Here is a 19,106-nt window from a genome sequence, read left to right as displayed (position 1 = left end):
CTGGGCATAGGCGGGAACGGCAATTGCCAAGCAACAGATTCCGATAATCATCTTGCGCATTTTATTCTCCTGCTGGTCAACATAAGACAGCCAATAGAAGCTCGACCGACCTAAGGTCTTGGCATAATGTTTCGCTGCGACTCGATAAGAAGCTATGGGGATTAGGCGCCCGCAAACTGATATCCACAACCCCCAGAAGAAGGGGGTAACTGAACGCGGGTCGTAAAAGGGAAACTTAGTGCGAAAGTCTATCGTTATTGCGGTCACGCTCGGGTGCATCGCTGCCACCAGTTGCAAGGGTCCTGGCCTCTCCGATTCCCAGAAGGACGAAGTGGCGGACATTGCTTCTGATAACAGCTTCGATCCAGACGAACTGCAATCCAAGCTCGATGACCTGGAAACCCGTCTCGACGCAGCTGAAGCAACCAATAGCGAGCTGGACTCACGCATTGCTTCGCTTGAATCAGAGGTCAGCAATCTGAGATCGCAGGTTGGCTATTAAGCGAGACAAGCCTTGGCCGCTTACGGTAGCCAAAGCCACCCATCCCCAGCCCGCGGACGATGTGCCCATGCGGTCAGATACAGCGGTGCGATCGCCAGTATCGCGCCCAACGCATCGCCAGCCCGGCCTTCACCATCGCGCAGCTGATGTCGCCGTGCACAGGCGAGCTGCACCACGCAGCAGTGCGCGTTCCACCTGCGCCGCCGTCTGAAACGCAAGATAGTCGTGGCCCTTTGACCAACAGATGACCGGTCGAGGCTGTGCCTGCCACCGTGCCTAGTAGCTTCGCCAGGCCGTCGCGTGCCTCCTCAGCGCTGGCGGTCGGGCACGGATGCCCAGGGCTGCAGCTCCCGTCCATTTCACGCGCAGCGATCCCTGAGAGGCGGATGCGCGGCCCCTCGGCGCACCAGATAGGACCATCGCCGTCCCAGACATGGGTCGGGGTGCATTCGAACGTCTGCCCGGCGGGGACGATTTGTAGGAGAAGGATCAGCAGCATCGCAGGGAGCTAGCTTACGATTGCGCCAACCGATAGCCAGCTCACGCGCTCACCTTGACCGCCAGCACCTCGAGCATCCACCGTGCGGCTTCAGTGCGGACCGTGGCGTCCTGCGCGCCACATGCCAGCCGCATCATCGTTTCGGCGTCACAATCAGCTGCAGCGCGCTCGGCCTGGCGGTGCTCACGGTCGGCAGCGGTGGGGAACTGGATCACGTTGTTCATGGGATCGGTCCTTCTCTGTTGATCCAAGAATCGTCCCAGAAGCCCCTGTCGGTAGCAACGATTTTGTTGTCGGGCAGATTGTCGGCCTTGCCCGACATCGAAGGCGGCAAGATCGCCGGCAAGGTGACGGCCGGCTGTCGGCTCTGTCTATCGCAGTTGCCTGCCGGGGGGGGGTGGTGTCGCTCGGCTGCGGGCGACATTGCCCGACGCCATTACAGCCGAATCGATGGGGCAGTCGGGCTGGGCGGGTGAGAGTGGTAAAGGCGGCCAAATCGACCGACGAGGCCACTGACCCCCCGGGGGGTGCCCGGCGCACGACCTCCAAATTCCATTTCCGGTGCCCGCACCAAAATTTTTTTTCAAATGTGTCGTATTGGCTCGATAGGACAAGATGTACCATCCAGGTTTGATAGAACCCTGCTGACTTCCAATTGTTGTTAAACTCGCAAGGAGTGTGCCAAAAGACAAGATGTACTATAGAGTTGAGACAATAGCTCTTTAATAACTATCGTATTTGGCTACGATGCTTGACTGATCGGATTTTTCGATCAGTTTAAGGACATCCAACCCCTAACGAGGATGTCCCGCCATGAGTAATTTCGTCGAACCAATCGCAGACTGCCCCGCCGACGCCGCCAGACGCCTCGGCATCAGCCGCAGCAAGATCTACCAGGAAGTGAACGCCGGCCGCATCCGTGCGCTGAAGGCCGGCGGCCGGACGTTGATAACGCGCGCCGAACAGCAGGCGTGGCTTGATCGACTGGCCGGCGCGGTGTCCGTGTGATGTCGGATTATGTCGCCGTCCCGTTCACAATCGGGACTTCGAGCTCTACGCCCGAGCTCGATCGAGTAAGCGAGCATTTTGTCAAAATAGGTGCATTCCACACGCCGCATTCGCCAAGCGATGCCGGCCGCTTCAATTTTGGGGCCTGCTTCATCGTAAATCGGAACGAGGCCGATGCAATTGTCAGCCATCTGCGCGGGACTGCTCTGAAAACAGATAATGACTGGTTTTGGACCGGGGGACACATTTGGAATAGCCCCGATGGCGACTGGTCGAATGGTGGCGCGAAGATAAGCGCCATAGAGCTGGACCATGCTTTCGCCCGCGCGGTCGAGTTGCCATTCGCTCTTGCAGACCGTCAGGGCGACGTTTGGCAAGCCCGACTGCAATCTACGCCTGAGCTCGCGCGAAAGGAATATGAGCGCGAGGACATTTATATCGCGCGGTTGAAAGTGCAGCATGAAATGGTGCTTGGGCCCAACCGAGAGAGCGTCCAGGGGATTGAGCCGACTATCGATAAACTGCCCCGAGCGGGAGAAACAGAACAAGCGTGGGCAGAACGAGTTCGCGCTGACGGTCAAAAAATTCTCGAAGAACTGGACCTGCTCGACGACTTGAACTGGAATCTTGACCTGTATGCGGCCTTCAATCCGTCTGAGGACGAAACCGAATTTCGATGGGTGGTGCCCGGTCTGATTCCGCGAGGCACCACAACGCTCGTTATCGGACCAAGCGGTGTGGGCAAATCTACCATGCTGGGCGAACTCTGTGCGATGATTGGTTCGCAATCCAAGGGCGAACTTTCGTTTCTCGGACAGCCGGTTGAAGGCGGCGGAAGCTACATGGTCTTTTCTGGCGAAGAGAACGCTGCCACACTCAGTGAGCGTCAAAACCATTTCTCCGGACCAGAGCACGGATCCTATCGTCGTTGCCTGTTACTACCGGCCGCAGGCAAAGATATCGATGAGTGCCTAGAATGGCCCGATCGTGTACGCTGGCCAGTAGACCTGGTCATTGCTGATCCTGCGTTGAAATTCCTCCGGGATGAGAATTCGCCAGAGGCAGTCAGCGAGCTCTACGACAAGCTCAACGAGGTGGCGAGGAGACACAACTGCGCGGTCATCTTGGTCCACCATCTGCGCAAAGGGCATGTTCAACGGTTCGCTCAGATGCGGGACGCGATCCGCGGATCGAGTGCTTTTGTCGACCGACCGCGCATGGTGATCGGCATGCACCCGCGTGGTGCGGATCTGGTCGACATTGGCATCCTGAAGCAAAATATCCCTCCCAGCCAGCAATTATGGGGGGAGCCTGGCAAGGCCCGCTTGTTTCGGCAGAACCGGGAAACCCTGCGCCTTGACCGGGTTGATGGGCCTGTCTCAGCCTCAACGGCAACGCCGGGCCAAGACCAGCAAAACAGCGCCGAGCTCGAGCGCTGGGTTCTCGACACGGTGCGCGCCAGCAGGACCAAAGGTTGGGAGGTGCGCAAGACCGGCCGCAAGAGCCTGTACCAAGGCCAGCCGGCCACGGGGGGCGCATACTCGCGGCAGGCAATCGAGCGCGCCCAAGAGGCCTTAATAGCGGCCGGTCGCCTGCTCGACACAGAGCACGGCCTAAAAATCGCGGATCCTGCACCCGTAGATTGAGTTGCATTTTATGCAATTATGATGTCTATTTTGTACAATTCCCGTTCCCGAAGGCCGGAAATCCGTTCCCGGGAACGGGAATGCGTATGCCTCATCCTATTGAATTTATTAGATTTCCGATTCCCGCACCGTTTTGGGAACCAGCAATGAAAAATGGCTGTTTTCTGCCATTCCCGGTTCCCGTTCCCGGCTAGAGAGAGGGATGCTCTTGAGAGCACCCTCCTCTCGTATAGGCAACTCGAGCAACCAGAAGGACCAAACATGCTTGCACAAACGATCAACAACCCCCTCGCACTGATCTCCGGTTATGTCAGCGACCATGTTGCAAACCTTCGAGCGGCCTTGCCCAGCAGCGCGCCACAGGTTGTGCCTGACCGTCGTGGGGAGACTTTGGCAGATATGGCGCAGGGCATCGCGGCCTTGCGGCCAGGCGAGACGATTGACGAGCTCATTGACCGTGTGAAGGCGGCAACCGGTTATGACGGCGGGCTGGTCGTGATCTGGTAAGCGTCGGCGGAATTCCTCGACCATCCCCTCCCCGCCCGGCGGGATCAGCAACCGAGCCGGGCGTCCCCACAATCGGTATCAAGACGCGCTCAGGGCGCTCCTCGCATGCGCTGGCGATCGGCTGGGTGGCTGCAGCGACGCGCCTTGAGCCGGGTGAAAGCCGCATTTGAGGTGTGTGCAAGGCCGGTGATTTCTAGCGCGCTTGGCTGGCAACAGGGAGCATGTCACTCAACTAGAGATTTATGTGATGTTATTACATAACGCGCGCGGGCTAAATGCTGTGCAGAATTTCCATGGCGCAGTCTTATAAAAACATTTGGATGTTTGCGGGGTTCCGAATGGAGGTGACCGCAGAACACGCAGATCATTTTGTCGTGACACCTCAGATTTATGTTATAAAGCAAGGCGCTGCAATCTGCTTGTAGACCTATGAAAAAGCCGGAATAATCAGTATTTCGCTCGGTCGAAGGACAACAAATAGATGCTCATTCGAAGCCTAGTCATGGCATTTTTTCTGCTGGCAGCTGGGCAGTCGGTTGCTGCAGAGGCAGCAGATCCCCTTGCAGCGTTAAACCAACATGCCATCCGCTCTGTGGGGTTTGACCTGTGCCTGCCAGCCGATGGCTACGAGTACGCAGCACTCGGAAAAAATGCAGTTATTATGCTCACATCAGAGACCGCAATTGCGCCAGAGCTCCCACTACGATCGGTTTACGTGGAAGTCGGTGATGTCCGAGTGCCGCTCCAAGTGCTCGGCCGCACCGACGTTTCAGAACAAGGCGGGAGGTACCGGCAGGTTTCATTCTACATGGTGCCGATTGAACTTACCAAGCGCCAGGCTCGCCTAATTGCGGACTTTACCGGCGGGCGGACCGGTTTCAGCATCACTAACTTTGGGCCGGATTTTTACGCTGAGGATGCACCCGCATTCGTGCGGCTTGATGAATATGGCTGGTCAAGCGAGCCGGAACCAGCGGCGTTACGCGCATTGCTCGAGCGGGAGTATCCTGACTTTTTCACTAAGGATTGATCGAGCTTACCGCCTTGGGCTGAAGATACAGCACTGACGCGCTCTTGCCATCCAGATACCCTGCCCAAGCTTCCATCAGCTCGCGCCGCCGCTCGAGGAGGTTTCCGCGCCGATAGGCCTTCTCGACCTTCGACGCCACCGAGTGCGCAAGCGCCATCTCGGCCAGCTCACCACTGAAATTGGTCGTCTCTGCCACCCAATCGCGGAAGCACGATCGCCAGCCATGGACCGTAGTGCCCGGCGCCAAAGCGCGCTGCACCTTGCTCATTGTCATATCGCTGAGTGGCTTGGCCCGAAGGCCTGGGAAGATCAGCGCGTCTGGTTTGACGGCCAGCGGCTTCATCGAGTGCAGCACATCGACCACCTGCGATGTGAGTGGCACGATGTGAGCTCGCTTTGCTTTCATTCGCTCGGCCGGGATGGTCCAGGTCTTGGCTTCAAGGTCGACCTCGCTCCACCGTGCGCCGCGCACCTCGCCCGAACGCGCCGCGGTCAGGATGGCGTACTCGAGCGCGCTCCGACCGATCGTCGAATCTTCCCCGCGCAGCTTAGCAATGACGGCCGGGGCGTCAGCATAAGCGACAGCAGGAAAATGCTGCTTCAGCACGTTCTGCTTGGGCATCGCCTTCAGGACGGCCCGCATGGGCGCTTCACGGTCGCGCCAGTTGCGCGCATGGGCATAGTCGAGCACCGCGCCTATGCGCTGCCTCAGCCGTCGCGCTGTCTCCGGCAAGCGCTGCCAGATGGGCATCAGCGTATCGACGATCATCGGCGCATCTATCTCGTTCACCGGCTCCGCACCGATCTTGGGATATGCGAACTCGCGCAGCGTGTATGTCCACTGCGCCTTGTGCTTCTCGTTGCGCCAGGACGGCGAATGTGCAGCCATGAATTCGGTAGCAGCCGCCTCGAAGGTCCGGCTCGCCTTGGCGTCCTCCCGGGCCTGCGCTCGCACCTCGGCGCGCTTAACCATTGATGGGTCGCGGCCTTCCTTGGCGATCGCGCGCCACTCAGCCGCCTTTTCGCGCGCGCTGGCCAGCGACAGCTCTGCGACGCTGCCCAAACCGAAGTCCCGCCGCTTGCCCGCCACCATCACCCGCAGCAGCCAGGACCTGGATCCGGTGTCGCGGACCAACAGATACAGGCCGGCGCCGTCAGCATGGCGGCCGGGCTTGGCATTCTTCACTTGGAGCGCAGTCAGTCCGGCCATAAGGGTCCCTCACTTCGTCCCTCATTGTAGATGGCTGCGGCTGAACGTCAATAGAAACGGCTAGACGAATTAGGCTCTAAAAGCCTTGGTTTCTCGAGGTTCGATCAACAAGCCTGAAAATGGCTGGATTATAGTTTGGCGGACTCCCGCTCCGCCACTTTTCACCGAATGGATCGAAATCGTTCATCGCAAGTCGGTGACGCCCAACCCTTGTCCAACGGGATGGGTTGAACAGCGGCCAGCGACATCGCGAAACCGATCTGCCGACAGCAAGGCTGCATGCGCCAACCCGCATTATGACAGATTCCTTACATCAGCCTCGATTTCTCTGCCGATTGCCCTATAGGCCGCAACAGAGTGCGCGGGGGACAGCACGGATTTGCCAAGGATTTGCAGATGACGGTACCCCAATCCCCGATACAGCGGCGCCCTGCAGAGCGGCGGCAGCCATGAGCGGCGTCAACCGGATCCAGGGCAACATGCTCGCGGTCGCCGAACGGCGGCTGCTCAACTGGTTGTGCGCGCGCCTGCCCGCCTGGGTTTCTCCGGATGGTCTGACGCTGATGGGATTTTGCGGAGCGCTCACCATCTTTGCTGGCTACGGCCTCAGCCTCTACCGGATCGAGTGGCTGTGGCTGGCGATCGCAGGGTTTTTCATCAACTGGTTCGGCGATTCGCTCGATGGCAGCCTGGCACGCTACCGCAAGATCGAGCGGCCGAATTACGGCTATTTCATCGATCACAGCATGGATGCGCTGTCCAACCTCATCATTGTCTTCGGCTTGGGCCTGACGGCCTTCATCCGGATGGATGTCGCGATGTTCGCCTTGGGCAGCTATCTGCTGCTGTCGATCCACACGTTCCTGGCGGCGCGCGTGACGGGCGAATTCAGATTGTCCTATCTGGCTGCCGGACCGACCGAACTGCGTCTGATCCTGATCGCCATGAGCCTGGCGATGTTCACCACGCGGCCGACCACGGTGATGGGAACGGGCCTTTCGCCATTTGATCTGTTCATCCTGGCATTGGGCACAGGGATGATGGGCCTGTTCGTCTTCCAGACAGCTGTCACGGGTCACAAGCTGCACGCGCTCAGCAAGTAATTCCGGCCGGGCGCTCGCACAGGACCGCCTTCGCGCCTGTTACATTCGCCAGTCATTGCGGCGCGCCGCCGACCGCCTGATACAGCCCGACCAATGTCGACAGTTCGTCTGCCCTTGTCTGGATCAGCGAAAGGTCGACGCTGAGCAAGGCGCGCTGGGCATCGATCTGCTCGATATACGGGGTGTAACCGGCGCGATAGCGGTTGGCGGCATGGCGCAGCGCATCGGCCACCGCGGTGCGCTGAGCCTGGAGCGCGGTTTCCTGCTCGCTCAGATTGGCGACCACGGCCATGCGATCCTCGACTTCGCGAAAGGCGTTCAGCACGGCCGCGCGATAGGCCCAGGCGGCTTGGTCACGTTGCGCCGTTGCGGCATCCAGCTGCGCGGTGAGCCGGCCTCCCTGGAAGATAGGGGCCAGAATGCTGCCGCCCAGCGACCAGATGCTGATCGGATCTGCGAGCAGGTCCGATACTGCCAGACCCGCCGTTGCACCAAGGTTGATCGAAGGCATGAACTGCGCGCGAGCCACCCGCATCTGGGCATCGGCGGCGGCGATGCGATATTCGGCAGACGCGATGTCGGGCCGGCGGCGCAGCAGCTCCGATGGCAAAGTTGCCGGCGCAGCGGGCAAGCGAAGGTCATACAGCGCGCCGCCGCGCGCGACAGCACCAGGAAGCTCGCCGGTCAGGACCGCAAGCGCATTTTCCTGCCGGGCGATCTGGGCCTTGATCTGGGGCACAAGCTGAACCGTGGCCTGATACTCGGCCTCGGCCTGGCGCAGTTCGAGCTGCGACGTATAGCCGACCTCAGCGCGGTCGCCCGCGAACTTCAACGCCTGCTGACGCGCCACCACGGTCTCATCCAGAACCGCCAGCCGCGCGTCCAGCGCGAGCAGCGTAATATAGCCTGTGGCCGTCGCCGCTTCGACCGACAGCCGTGCTGCATCTTCGGCAGCCGCGCTGGCAGCCACATTGGCTTGGGCAGCATCGACCCGCGCGGCATTCTTGCCGAACAGATCGATCTCGTAGCTGGCGCGGAATGCCGGCTGAGCCACCACGGAATTCAGCCCCTGACCGAACGGAGAAACCTCGCGCCGTACCGCACCATCCACGCCGGCGCCCAGTGATGGCAGCAGCAACCCGCGCGATCCGCGCTCCGTGGCGCGCGCTTCCTCGACCCGCGCTGCTGCCAGCAAGACATCGGGATTGTTGAGCCGCGCCTTTTCGACCAGCGCTGACAGACGCGGGTCGCCAAAGCCCTGCCACCATTGCGCATCGACCGGTGCCGTCACGCCCAGCGGGGTGCGCCATTGGGTAGGGGACGTCGCCGATGCGCCCTGCGGCGCGTCCTGCAGGGCCGGGACGCAGGCGGACAGCAGCATCGCGCCGGACATCGCGGCAAAGATCATCTTGCGCATGGCACTCACGTCCCGGTGTGAACGGTCGCAACGACCGACATGCCTGGCCCCAGGCGCTTGGCCGCCTTCTGACCGGGATCCAGCACGATGCGGACCGCGATCCGCTGCGGCACCTTCACGAAATTGCCCGCCCCCGTGTCGGGCTTGACGATGCTGAACTCGCTGCTGGCAGCAGGCGCGACACTTTGAACGCGACCGGTCAGCCGGGTGCCGCCCAGTGCGTCAATCTCCAGCGTCGCGCGCTGGCCCACGGCCATCTTCTCGGTCTGGCCCTCCTTGAAATTTGCGACGACCCACAGCTCATCGGGAACGATGTACATCAGCTGTGTCCCTGCGCTGACCAGCTGGCCCTCACGCGCGGTAATCTCGCTGAGCCTGCCCGACCGCGGCGCGCGGATTTCGGTGCGGGACAGCTCGAACGCCGCCAGATCGCGCGACGCCTGCGCGCCTGCCACCTGCGCCTCGAGCGCCCCCCTGCCCACCCGGACCGAGCGGACGTTTTCTGCCGCGATGGCGCGCTGCGCCTGGGCCTGGCGCACACCGGCCTGCGCCTGGCGCAGCGCCGCCAGTGCCTGATCGCGTTCGCGCAGCGAGACCGAGCCTTCATCGACCAGTTCGGCAATGCGGTTCATGTCGGCTTGCGCCTTCTGATAGCCCGCCTGCGCGCTGGCGACGGAGGCATCCTGAAGCTGAAGCTGCGCCTGAGCGGATCTGAGGCTCTGCTCGCTATTGGCAAGCGTCGCCTGTTGCGCGGCGATGTTCGCAGCGCCCTGCTGCACCTTTTCCCTAAACGGCGTCGCATCAATGCGCGCCAGCAGCTGGCCCTGTTTCACCGTCTGAAAGTCGGCGACGCGCACTTCAACCAGATAGCCTGCCACCTGCGGGCTGACGATGGTCGTCCTGCCGCGCACATAGGCATTGTCGGTGGTCTGATCGCCCCCAGCAAAGGGCGGCAGACTCCAGGCGAACAGCGCCACCAGCACACCCACCGCAATCAGCAGGCTCGCAACACCGACGCGCTTGCGCGACAGTTGCGGAGACCAGCCTTTTTCGGGCTGTGCAGCTGCAGGGCTGCTGTCCGCAGCTTCGGGCGCTGCAGGTTGCTCTGGAGGAGGAGGTGTCATGGCTTCGTCCTTGCGCGCATGGCCTCGATAAAGGCCAGTTCCTTGGCGAGCGGATTGCGCCCGCGAATCTTGTTGATCACCCACGGCACCAGCAGAGCCACGAAGGTGACCGCCGACAGCGTACCGATGAGGAAGAAGACGTCGTTGAATGCCAGCACTGCGGCTTCACGCCCGATCTGCTGCGATATGCTGGCCGCCGTTGTCTGCTGAAGTAGCGCCGAATCCTGCTGAAGCGGCGCGGTGCGCTGCGCGAGATTGGACATGGCTTGAGACAGCTGCGCGTTGCCGATCGCCAGGGTCGTGCCGGCGTCGATCAGATGAGTCTTCAAGCGAACGGTGTGAAAAGCAGACAGCAGCGCGATCCCGGCAAGACCGCCCACCGATTGCGACAGCGAGAAGATGGCAATGAAGCTGATGATGTAGTTCTGACCCGCGGCCAGCGCTCTCAGCATGCCCTGCATCAGCACCGGCCCCATCGCGAACACCGCGGCAAAGGCGATCGCCGCCTGCGACAGGTACAGGTCTTGCGGACGGCTCATCACGCCGGTCCGGGTATCGGCAAAGGCAGCCACACCGATCACGAACACCGCAAACAGCACCGGCCGGGTCAGATCCTTGGGATCGAGCCGGATCACCGAAAGCACCATGCCGGCCAGCGTTGCGCCGGTCAGCACCCAGAAATAGCCGGTCAGCTGTTCGTTGCCATAGCCCAGGGCCGCGAACATGCCGCTGGCGCCAAAGCCCTGTTCCGCCACCAGAATGCGGACGGTCGCGCCGATCGCGGCAATGCTCAGGATAGCGCGGCTCGACAACCAGCTCAGATCGAGCATGGGGTTCCTGCGATTGGCCTCGATCAGCAGACAGCCGCCCAGTCCCAGCACAGAAAGCGCGACCGCATAGCCCAGCCACGGCGTATCCCACCACTGGAGACGCCCCTGGATCAGGAAGGCGCAGAGCGCGCCCACACCAAGAATGAACAGCGCGATGCTGGGAATATCCAGCCTTTCGAAGGTCAGCTTGCGCACCCCGGGCGGCAGTCGCAGCATATAGACCAGGCCCAGCCCAAGCAGCGACAGCGCGAACTGGAACTGAAACACCCGGTCCATGTCGCCATCCACCAGCAGTGCGGGAGAAAGAGCGCGGGTCAAGGGAAAGGCAACCTGTGTCAGCCCGAGCGACAGCACCAGCCCCACAGTGCGCATCGCAGGCGGCAGGCCCTGCATCAGATAGTAGATGGTCAGCGCCGACAGTCCGCTTGCCGCGATACCCGCCACGGCACGCGCGCCCAGTTCCGGATAATAGCCCGGGCCGATCAGCTGCACGAAATTGGACGCGACCAGCCCTGCCATCGCCCAGCGCACGAAGACCTGGATGCCGAACTCCTGCCGTACGCGAAACAGCAGCATGCTCATCGAGGCATAGGTCGTGTAGAATGCTACCGTCATCCAGCCCGCCTCGACCGGCGTCAGCGCGAACTTTGCTTGCAGCGCAGGCGTATTGGCCAGCAGAAATCCGTTCTGGGCGCCGCCGACCAGCCCGATGAACACGCCGATGGCGAGATACGCCGCCCGGCGCCGCGGCGGATGATCCGGATTGGCGGGTGATCCGGGCAGGATCGGCATTTCATGCGGCTTGAACGCGTAACCGTCCGCCGTATCGATCAGCGGTGGCGGAGTTTCAGCCAAAACGCAGCGCCTCGTCGATCAGCAGCGTCTCGAGCGCGGCGGCGGATTGCTCGATGTCATCCATGTCGACCACCAGCCTGGTCAGCCGATCGCGCCGGGCCACGCTGCTGGCTGGCGCATAGAAAAATGCAATCCGGCAGCCTTTCAAGCGCTGCACTGCTGTCGCTCGAATGATAAGCGGGTCGGCTTGCGCCTGTTTTCTGGGCCATGGTTCATTCCACCGCGCGATTTGAAGGCATCCGCCCAGCCTGATTCAACACGCGTTGAGTACGAAGCGCCTCAGCCCCAGTTCCGGCTGCGGATAAAAAATATAACATGGGTTAATTATGGCGCAGGATAGGGCTGCTCCAGCCGCGAACAGCAGGGCGCACTCGCCCGACGGATCAACCCGGACACGCGAAGTGGCGCAAACTGTGAAGGGCCATGCACAGCGCTGACCTGCAAGGCCAGTCCGGTCGGGTATGCGATGGAACCCGACCGGTTCGATCAGAACGAAGTGATTCAGTCCGCGGCTTGCGCCGCTGCGGCCAACGGACAGCCGTTGACCCGAACGCGGAAGTCGGAGGAGTTCTTGTAGGCGCGTCGCCGGGCGCGGTTGATACCGCCCAGTGGCCGATGGTCCACCAGCGCATTCCAGGGAGAAAAGTGCAGCGTCTCGTCGATGCGCCGCACCTTGTCGTCGGACCAGCTGTCCTGCGGTTCGATGCGCAAGGTCGCAACCTGGACGAAGGGGGCATCCTCCTCCTTCCATTCGACACTGGCGTCCTCGATCGGCTGCTTGTCCAGATCGCGGGCAAGCTGGACTTCGAACGCCCACTCGCCGGTCAGCTTGGCAGCATCCTTCCGAATCGTCTCGCGCAGGCCATCGGGCCGGCCGGATGTATCGATGATCGTGTCGGTCAGCACCGTCAGCGACGGCGAAAGCGGACGCAGGCGGAACTTTGCCACATGGTCGCCATAGCGAAACGGCACGGTGCTGAAATAGGTTTCACCCAGCGGGTGGACTTGCGGCGATCCCCCCATTCCGGCCAGTGCCTTGGATTCAAGCCCGACCTTGCCCAGCGCGGAATTGATGAAGCCCAGAACCGTCGACAGCGCCACCTTGGCACCTTCGGCGCGGTCGGTTGTCGCGGCGAGCAGCTTGAGCTTGCCTGCAAACTTGTCCGGTGTGGCCACGGCAAAGACCGGTCCATTGACCATCAGGAAATCCTGGCCATCGCCTTGTGCGCCCGGAACGCGCTCACCTTCGACGCGCTCGACCCTCAGCGCGATGCCTCGGGGAAGCACGACATTGTCATCGAGGATATCGCCGGGATTGGTCGAGATGCGCAGCGCGGCTGGATAGATGCCGGGCTTGGCAAACAGGCCTTGCGCCAGTTCCTGCGGGAGATGGCCGTCGACCGTGAACGTGCCTTCGAACAGGCCATGGGCCTTGGCATGGACGGCACGCACCGCGTGGCCATAATCGGCTGCTGTCGTTTCCAGAATGTGGTTAAACGACTTTTCGAGGCTGGCATCGGTCTCGGCCTCATCAGGCTGCGGCTGTTCGAGGTCTGCGGTGTAGCGCAGCGGAGGTGCAATCACGGGACGACCTTTCAGGCGGCCGACGCAAACGGGTCGGGCAAATGAGGGATGATCTTGTCGAGTGTCAGCGGGAAACTGCGCACGCGTACGCCGCAGGCGTTGCGAACGGCATTGGCAATCGCGCCGGCGGCACCGCAGATGCCGAGTTCACCGACACCCTTCGCCTGCAGCGGGCTGGCCGCGGCGTCGCGTTCTTCCAGCAGGATGACCTCGAGCGCAGGCACGTCGGCGTGCACGGGCACGTGATATTCGGCCAGATCGTGGTTGACCAGATGACCATCGCGCAGGTCGAACGCCAGTTCTTCCGTCAGCGCGCTGCCGATGCCCCAGACCATGCCGCCCAGACATTGCGAACGGGCGGTCTTGGCATTGAGCACGCGGCCGAAGCCGAACGCCCCGGTCATTCGGCGCACGCGCACTTCTCCAGTGAAGGCGTGCACGCCCACTTCGGCAAAGAACGCGCCATAGCTGGCCTGCGAGAAATCCTTGAACGTCTTGCCGGGCTTGATCGACCCGATCTCTGCCATGTCCTCGCCCTCCAGAAGATCGACCAGCGACCGTTGGCGGCCATCCACGCTGGCCATGCCGTCCCGGATTTCGAGAGTTTCGGCGTCTCCGTCCATCTTTCGGGCCAGTTTGGTGCGGATCGCCTCGCAGGCTCGCAGGACCGCAGACCCGGTCGAGATCGCACCGAAGCTTCCGCCCGATCCCGCGCCTGGCGGCAGCGTGGTATCGCCCAGCACGACCTTGACGCGGCTGATCGGCAGACCCAGCATTTCGCCCGCGATCTGCCCCAGAATGGCGTAGCTGCCGGTGCCGATATCGGTCTGGTCGGTTTCGACCAGTGCAGTGCCATCGGCCTTCAGCGTGACCCGGGCTTCGGCAGGGATCAGCATGTTGACGCGGGCGGCGCTGGCGACGCCCATGCCGATCCACCAGTCACCCTCGCGGGTCTCGCAGGGCGCGGCCTTGCGCTTGTTCCAGCCGAATTGCGCGGCCCCCTGCTCCAGGGCCTCGACCAGCATGCGGGACGAATAGGGCGTGCCTTCCACCGGAACTTTCGCGGGAAGATTGCGCTTTCTGAGCACGATAGGGTCGATGCCGACCTTTTCGGCGAGTTCGTCCATTGCGGCCTCGAGCACCTGCATGCCAACAGCTTCCCCGGGCGCACGCACAGAGCCCGCAGTCATGCGGCAGATCCGCGCCACATCTACCTTGAGCAGCCGGTTCTCGCCGCCATACAGAAACTCGGTCGCCTGGGTGACGGGCTCGGCAAAATCCTCGGCGGGCAGATTGGAAACGAGCGCTTCATGGCCCAGGCCGATGATCCTGCCTGCCGGATCGGCGGCGAGGCGCACGCGCTGGCGTGTCTCGGACCGGCGCATCACGGTCTGGAAAACCTGCTGACGGGTCATCACCACCCGCACCGGCCGACCAAGCTCCTTCGAAGCGATCGCAGCGGCCACTGCCTCGTGCGTGATGCCCAGCTTGGAGCCAAAGCCCCCGCCCACATAAGGCGCGATGATCCGGACCTTCTTGGTCGACATCGACAGGCAATCCGCGATCTCCTTCACATTGAAGGCCAGCATCTGATAGCTGCCGCGCAGAATCAGATGATCATCCTCCCAATGCGCGATCGTGGCATGCGGCTCCATGGCGGCGCTGGCATGGCCCGGCGTATCGTATTCGACATCGATGCTGAACGCGGCATCGCGCATCGCCTGATCGAGATCGCCGCCTTTGACGGGCTTCTGGTCGGACGGCTGCTCAACCTCGGCATCGGGACTTTGCGGGTCGAACGCGACCCGGTCTTCGGCAGCGTCATAGTCTACCCTGAGCGCGAGCGCCGCGTCGCGTGCCTGCTCGAATGTGTCAGCCACCACCAGCGCGACGGGCTGCCCGAAATAATCGACGGTATGGACATCCTGGACCGGAGCCTTGCCTGCGGTGCCTTGTGCCGAGCGACGCACCATGGCCTCGTCGGCGAGTACGGCGAGCACGCCCGGCATCCCAAGTATCGCGTCGCGATGGATGGTCTTGACGGTGCCCTGCGGAATGTCCGCCAGAACCAGCATGCCTTCGACGCAGCCATCGAGCTTCCACTCGGCGGAATAGGTCGCGGTGCCGCTGACCTTGAGCGGTCCTTCGGGACGATCGAGCGGCTTGCCGATGACACCCTGCTTCATGGTGTCGAGAAGATTGCGCTCGTCGGGCGTGTTGTACAAATCGGCCAGGGGTATGCGCATGGGTCAGGCCTTTCCTGTTCGCGTGGCGTCGTTCAGCGTGGCGGCCAGCGCGCGCGCAGCCAGCGGGATCTTGAAATCATTCTCGCCAAAGCCCTGCGCATCTTTGAGCAGGACGTCGGCAGCCCTGGCGAACAGCACCGGGCTGGGCGTCTCGCCGATCAGCACCTGTTCCATTTGCTGATCGCGCCAGGGCACGGTCCCGAGGCTTCCAAACGCGACCGCGCACCGCGCAATGCGGCCCTCTTCCATCGTCAGATCCACCGCCACCGAGACGAGCGCAAAGGCATAAGAGGCGCGATCGCGCACCTTGCGGTAGATCTGCACCCCGCCTGTCGGGGCGGGCAGACGCACCGCGACAATCAGCTCTCCGGCTTCGAGGACGTTGTCGCGCGAGGGATTGTCACCGGGCTTCAGATGAAATTGTGCCATGGGAATTTCGCGGGGTCCCGCGGGGCCCTCGGTCAGAACCACCGCATCCAGCGCGAGCATCGCGACCGCCATGTCCCCCGGATAGGTCGCGATGCACGCGTCGCTGGTACCGAGTACGGCATGGATCCGGTTGAAGCCATTACGCGCGGCGCAGCCCGAACCAGGGTCACGCTTGTTGCACGCCTGGCTGGTGTCATAGAAATACCCGCAACGCGTGCGTTGACACAGGTTCCCGCCTGTCGTCGCGCGATTGCGCAACTGCGGGCTGGCGCCTGCCAGAATGGCCTTTGCAAGCAGGGGCCAATGCTCGCGAACGCGCATGTCGGCAGCGCAATCGGCATTGGTGACAAGCGCGCCGATGGTCAGGCCGTCGCCGTCCTGCGCAATCTCGCCAAGCGCGGCATGTTTCAGCGAGACGAGCCGCTCGGGCGTCGTGATCTGCAGCTTCATCAGGTCAACGAGGTTGGTGCCACCCGCAATCGCCGTTGCACCTTGCGCCAACGCCTGCAGCGCGGTCTCAGTCGATGCCCGATGATCGAGTGCGAACGGTTTCATGCCCCTGCCCCCTGCTGCCCGGCATCCGCTGCAATCACCTCTTCGAGCGCTGCAATGATGTTCGAATAGGCCCCGCACCGGCAGATGTTGCCGCTCATCCGTTCGCGCAGTTCCTCGGCCGTGGGGGACGGTCGCGCAGTCAGGTCATCGGTCTGGGCGCTGGCCCATCCGTCGGCCAGTTCCTGCATCAGGGCCTTCGCCGAACAGATCTGACCGGGGGTGCAATATCCGCACTGAAAGCCGTCGTGCGTGACAAAGGCACGTTGCAGTGGCGCGAGGTTGTCGGGAGTTCCGATCGCCTCGATGGTTTCGATCTGGTCGCTTTCGTGCAACTGGGCGAGCGACAGGCAGGAGTTGATCCGACGCCCATCGACCAGAACGGTACACGCCCCGCATTGGCCATGGTCGCAACCCTTCTTGGTGCCGGTCAGCTCCAGATCATCGCGGAGCCAGTCGAGCAGCGTCCGCCGCGGATCGGTTGGCAATGGGTGGGCGACGCCATTCACGACCGCCATGGCAGTGCTTGAAACCATGTCTGCTGGATACCTTCTCGCTGGGATTGCACTCGGGATACGTGCGGATCTGCAGAGCGATCCGGCGTCCGGCTGTTTTAGCGCGCACGCAACGCATTGTGCATTATTGGATCCAATGTTAGGCACCTGCCATCAGCTGGAAACGCCCTGCGGCAAGAACACCGTCCGCAAAGGGTCTGGCAGCCAAGGGAGGGAATGCATGACCTATATCGCCACCACGCATGTCGGATCGATGCCGCGCGGCCCGGAATTGACCGCGCTGCTGCTCGCTCGGGATGCCGGTGAACCGTATGATGCTGCTGCATTCGATCTCGCCGTGGCCGATGCGGTCGATCGATCGGTGGCGTTCCAGCGTGGTTGCGGAGTCGATATCGTCAGCGACGGCGAAATGGGCAAGGTCGGCTATTCGACCTACATGATCGAGCGCCTGTCGGGATTTGGCGGGCATATCGACCGCAAGCCCGCCGCAGACCTTGCCGAAGTGCCCGATCTCGCCCGCAGGCTTTCCGCGATCATGGGCTCACAGGACTTTGTCCGCGCATCGTGCATCGGACCGGTCAAGCTGGTCTCGCTGGAACCGCTGCACGACGATATCCGCCGCTTCCGAGCCGCGATGGACACGCATGGCAGCGGCGCGCGCGGGTTCATGAATGCGGCGTCTCCCGGCCTGATCACCGCCTTCCAGGTCAACCGCCATTATCCCAGCCATGAAGCGTATCTGGCCGATCTTGCCGATGCGATGCGCGAGGAATACGAGACGATCGTGGCCGCAGGCTTCGATCTGCAGCTCGATTGCCCCGATCTCGCGATGTCGCGGCATACCGGCTACCAGGACCTGTCCGAAGACGATTTCCTGAAGGTGGCCGCGGCCAATGTCGAAGCGCTCAACGCCGCCACCGCGAACATCCCGCCCGAACGGATGCGCATGCACATCTGCTGGGGCAATTACGAAGGCCCGCATGATCATGACATCCCGCTCGAGCGGGTGGTCGATATCGTTCTGGCCGCGCGCCCGGCGACCATCCTGTTCGAAGGCGCCAACCCTCGGCACGAGCATGAATGGACCGTGTGGCGCGATGCTGCGATCCCCGATGACAAGACGCTCGCGCCCGGCGTAATCGATACCTGCTCGAACTATGTCGAGCATCCCGAGCTGATCGCACAGCGGCTCGAGCGCTTTGCCGGCATCGTCGGCGCCGACCGCGTCATTGGCAGCACAGATTGCGGCTTCGGCACCTTCGCCGGTTACGGCAAGATCGATCCGCTGGTCACCGCCAAGAAGCTGAAGGCGCTGCGCGAAGGGGCTGACCTGGCGAGTTCACGGCTGTGACACTAAGCATGACCGGGGCCGAGCGGCAGGCGATCGAGTGGGAATGCACCCGCCTGATCGCGCTCTATGCCAATCTGAACGACGCGCACCGCTGGGCAGAGATTGTTGCGCTCTACCATCCCGATGGGCTGATGACGCGTCCGACCGCGCCGGACGACGAGATTCGCGGTCACGCGGCGATCCTGGCCGCGTTCGAGGCGCGCGCGCCGCGCACCACCCGGCATGTCTGCGCCAATGTCGTGATCGATGTCGCAGACGAGAACAAGGCGACCGGGCATTGCGCGATGCTGCTGTTCGTCGAGAACCGCCCTCCCCTGGTTGGTTCGTTCGATGACCGGTTCGTGCGGCATGACGGCCAATGGCGGTTCCTGGAACGCCGCGGATCGCTGACCTTCAGCGCTTGACCTTCTCGAAAAGGTCGATGAGTTCGTTGAACTTGGTCCGCTGCTCGGCAACATCGCCCGATGCGATCGCCTCGGATACGCAGCAGGCGGCATGGTCCTTCAGGATTTCGCTTTCCGCGCGGGACAGCGCCGCCTTGATCGCCTGGACCTGGTGCAGGATATCGATGCAATAGCGGTCGTCCTCGACCATCTGCGATACCCCGCGCACCTGCCCCTCGATCCGGCGCAGTCGGTTCAGGATGGCTGTCTTGTCCTTGGCCATGATGTACGTCCCTGCAGGCTTGATATACGATA

General features: G+C 62.3%; 18 protein-coding genes. 8 read left to right on the top strand and 10 right to left on the bottom strand.

Translation table 11 applies throughout. The features are described 5' to 3' along the window. The first annotated feature begins 238 nt into the window (after positions 1-238). A complete protein-coding gene (locus tag LI72_RS19870; protein WP_156139426.1) occupies positions 239-502 on the top strand; it encodes a hypothetical protein in 264 nt (87 codons plus the stop codon). 540 nt (positions 503-1,042) lie between these two features. Here LI72_RS19870 and LI72_RS01125 read toward each other — a convergent pair. Beyond that, on the bottom strand, positions 1,043-1,225 hold the full coding sequence (locus tag LI72_RS01125; protein WP_033924036.1) for a hypothetical protein: 183 nt from the start codon (positions 1,223-1,225) through the stop codon (positions 1,043-1,045). Between the two features lie 589 nt (positions 1,226-1,814). On the opposite strand from LI72_RS01125, the gene LI72_RS01120 reads away from it, so the two are divergent. The 4 genes from LI72_RS01120 (at position 1,815) to LI72_RS01105 (ending at position 5,192) form a co-directional block, all read left to right on the top strand. Next, positions 1,815-2,009 (top strand): helix-turn-helix domain-containing protein, encoded by a 195-nt coding sequence (locus LI72_RS01120; RefSeq protein ID WP_033924035.1) that lies wholly within the window; start codon positions 1,815-1,817, stop codon positions 2,007-2,009. Further along, positions 2,009-3,655, top strand: a complete 1,647-nt coding sequence (locus LI72_RS01115) for an AAA family ATPase (RefSeq protein ID WP_033924034.1) — start codon at positions 2,009-2,011, stop codon at positions 3,653-3,655. Before LI72_RS01120 ends, LI72_RS01115 begins: the two co-directional genes overlap by 1 nt. A gap of 261 nt (positions 3,656-3,916) precedes the next feature. Continuing rightward, positions 3,917-4,162: a hypothetical protein gene (locus tag LI72_RS01110; protein ID WP_156139425.1), complete on the top strand. Its 246-nt coding sequence runs from the start codon at positions 3,917-3,919 to the stop codon at positions 4,160-4,162. Between the two features lie 502 nt (positions 4,163-4,664). Beyond that, positions 4,665-5,192, top strand: a complete 528-nt coding sequence (locus LI72_RS01105; RefSeq protein ID WP_156139424.1) for a hypothetical protein — start codon at positions 4,665-4,667, stop codon at positions 5,190-5,192. Here LI72_RS01105 and LI72_RS01100 read toward each other — a convergent pair. Further along, positions 5,182-6,402 (bottom strand): tyrosine-type recombinase/integrase, encoded by a 1,221-nt coding sequence (locus tag LI72_RS01100; protein ID WP_033924031.1) that lies wholly within the window; start codon positions 6,400-6,402, stop codon positions 5,182-5,184. The genes LI72_RS01105 and LI72_RS01100 overlap by 11 nt on opposite strands. A 449-nt stretch (positions 6,403-6,851) precedes the next feature. Here LI72_RS01100 and LI72_RS01095 point away from each other — a divergent pair, with 449 nt between their 5' ends. After that, positions 6,852-7,505 carry a CDP-alcohol phosphatidyltransferase family protein gene (locus LI72_RS01095; protein ID WP_033924030.1) on the top strand — a complete coding sequence of 218 codons (654 nt, stop codon included), beginning with the start codon at positions 6,852-6,854 and terminating at the stop codon, positions 7,503-7,505. Between the two features lie 52 nt (positions 7,506-7,557). Here LI72_RS01095 and LI72_RS01090 read toward each other — a convergent pair whose 3' ends face one another. From LI72_RS01090 to LI72_RS01060, 7 genes are all read right to left on the bottom strand, one after another. Then, positions 7,558-8,922, bottom strand: a complete 1,365-nt coding sequence (locus LI72_RS01090) for an efflux transporter outer membrane subunit (RefSeq protein ID WP_033924029.1) — start codon at positions 8,920-8,922, stop codon at positions 7,558-7,560. 5 nt (positions 8,923-8,927) lie between these two features. Then, positions 8,928-10,046 carry an HlyD family secretion protein gene (locus tag LI72_RS01085; protein WP_033924028.1) on the bottom strand — a complete coding sequence of 373 codons (1,119 nt, stop codon included), beginning with the start codon at positions 10,044-10,046 and terminating at the stop codon, positions 8,928-8,930. After that, positions 10,043-11,731: an MFS transporter gene (locus tag LI72_RS01080; RefSeq protein ID WP_033924027.1), complete on the bottom strand. Its 1,689-nt coding sequence runs from the start codon at positions 11,729-11,731 to the stop codon at positions 10,043-10,045. Before LI72_RS01080 ends, LI72_RS01085 begins: the two co-directional genes overlap by 4 nt. Positions 11,732-12,232: 501 nt before the next feature. Then, positions 12,233-13,315 carry a catalase family protein gene (locus LI72_RS01075; protein ID WP_033924026.1) on the bottom strand — a complete coding sequence of 361 codons (1,083 nt, stop codon included), beginning with the start codon at positions 13,313-13,315 and terminating at the stop codon, positions 12,233-12,235. A gap of 11 nt (positions 13,316-13,326) precedes the next feature. After that, on the bottom strand, positions 13,327-15,561 hold the full coding sequence (locus LI72_RS01070) for a xanthine dehydrogenase family protein molybdopterin-binding subunit (RefSeq protein ID WP_033924025.1): 2,235 nt from the start codon (positions 15,559-15,561) through the stop codon (positions 13,327-13,329). Positions 15,562-15,564: 3 nt separating this feature from the next. After that, positions 15,565-16,545: an FAD binding domain-containing protein gene (locus LI72_RS01065; RefSeq protein WP_033924024.1), complete on the bottom strand. Its 981-nt coding sequence runs from the start codon at positions 16,543-16,545 to the stop codon at positions 15,565-15,567. Beyond that, entirely contained in the window at positions 16,542-17,078 is a 537-nt protein-coding gene (locus tag LI72_RS01060) for a 2Fe-2S iron-sulfur cluster-binding protein (protein ID WP_033924023.1), read from the bottom strand. The genes LI72_RS01065 and LI72_RS01060 overlap by 4 nt, the downstream gene beginning before the upstream one ends. A 199-nt stretch (positions 17,079-17,277) precedes the next feature. Between LI72_RS01060 and LI72_RS01055 the strand changes: the two genes are divergently transcribed. Next, positions 17,278-18,408 carry a cobalamin-independent methionine synthase II family protein gene (locus LI72_RS01055; protein ID WP_033924022.1) on the top strand — a complete coding sequence of 377 codons (1,131 nt, stop codon included), beginning with the start codon at positions 17,278-17,280 and terminating at the stop codon, positions 18,406-18,408. An 8-nt stretch (positions 18,409-18,416) separates the two neighbouring features. Further along, entirely contained in the window at positions 18,417-18,812 is a 396-nt protein-coding gene (locus LI72_RS01050; protein WP_033924021.1) for a nuclear transport factor 2 family protein, read from the top strand. Here the strand turns inward: LI72_RS01050 and LI72_RS01045 are convergent. After that, on the bottom strand, positions 18,802-19,074 hold the full coding sequence (locus LI72_RS01045; protein WP_033924020.1) for a metal-sensitive transcriptional regulator: 273 nt from the start codon (positions 19,072-19,074) through the stop codon (positions 18,802-18,804). The genes LI72_RS01050 and LI72_RS01045 overlap by 11 nt on opposite strands. Between the last annotated feature and the right edge of the window lie 32 nt (positions 19,075-19,106).

Source organism: Sphingomonas sp. 35-24ZXX (assembly GCF_000786215.1).
Lineage (GTDB): Bacteria > Pseudomonadota > Alphaproteobacteria > Sphingomonadales > Sphingomonadaceae > Blastomonas.
This window is presented reverse-complemented; position numbering and strand designations above follow the sequence as displayed.

Coding starts and splice junctions, on each gene's coding strand:
- LI72_RS01125 (WP_033924036.1), bottom strand. CDS start 1,225: ATGAACAACGTGATCCAGTTCCCCACCGCTGCCGACCGTGAGCACCGC.
- LI72_RS01120 (WP_033924035.1), top strand. CDS start 1,815: ATGAGTAATTTCGTCGAACCAATCGCAGACTGCCCCGCCGACGCCGCC.
- LI72_RS01115 (WP_033924034.1), top strand. CDS start 2,009: ATGTCGGATTATGTCGCCGTCCCGTTCACAATCGGGACTTCGAGCTCT.
- LI72_RS01110 (WP_156139425.1), top strand. CDS start 3,917: ATGCTTGCACAAACGATCAACAACCCCCTCGCACTGATCTCCGGTTAT.
- LI72_RS01105 (WP_156139424.1), top strand. CDS start 4,665: ATGGCATTTTTTCTGCTGGCAGCTGGGCAGTCGGTTGCTGCAGAGGCA.
- LI72_RS01100 (WP_033924031.1), bottom strand. CDS start 6,402: ATGGCCGGACTGACTGCGCTCCAAGTGAAGAATGCCAAGCCCGGCCGC.
- LI72_RS01095 (WP_033924030.1), top strand. CDS start 6,852: ATGAGCGGCGTCAACCGGATCCAGGGCAACATGCTCGCGGTCGCCGAA.
- LI72_RS01090 (WP_033924029.1), bottom strand. CDS start 8,922: ATGCGCAAGATGATCTTTGCCGCGATGTCCGGCGCGATGCTGCTGTCC.
- LI72_RS01085 (WP_033924028.1), bottom strand. CDS start 10,046: ATGACACCTCCTCCTCCAGAGCAACCTGCAGCGCCCGAAGCTGCGGAC.
- LI72_RS01070 (WP_033924025.1), bottom strand. CDS start 15,561: ATGCGCATACCCCTGGCCGATTTGTACAACACGCCCGACGAGCGCAAT.
- LI72_RS01065 (WP_033924024.1), bottom strand. CDS start 16,545: ATGAAACCGTTCGCACTCGATCATCGGGCATCGACTGAGACCGCGCTG.
- LI72_RS01060 (WP_033924023.1), bottom strand. CDS start 17,078: ATGGTTTCAAGCACTGCCATGGCGGTCGTGAATGGCGTCGCCCACCCA.
- LI72_RS01055 (WP_033924022.1), top strand. CDS start 17,278: ATGACCTATATCGCCACCACGCATGTCGGATCGATGCCGCGCGGCCCG.
- LI72_RS01050 (WP_033924021.1), top strand. CDS start 18,417: ATGACCGGGGCCGAGCGGCAGGCGATCGAGTGGGAATGCACCCGCCTG.
- LI72_RS01045 (WP_033924020.1), bottom strand. CDS start 19,074: ATGGCCAAGGACAAGACAGCCATCCTGAACCGACTGCGCCGGATCGAG.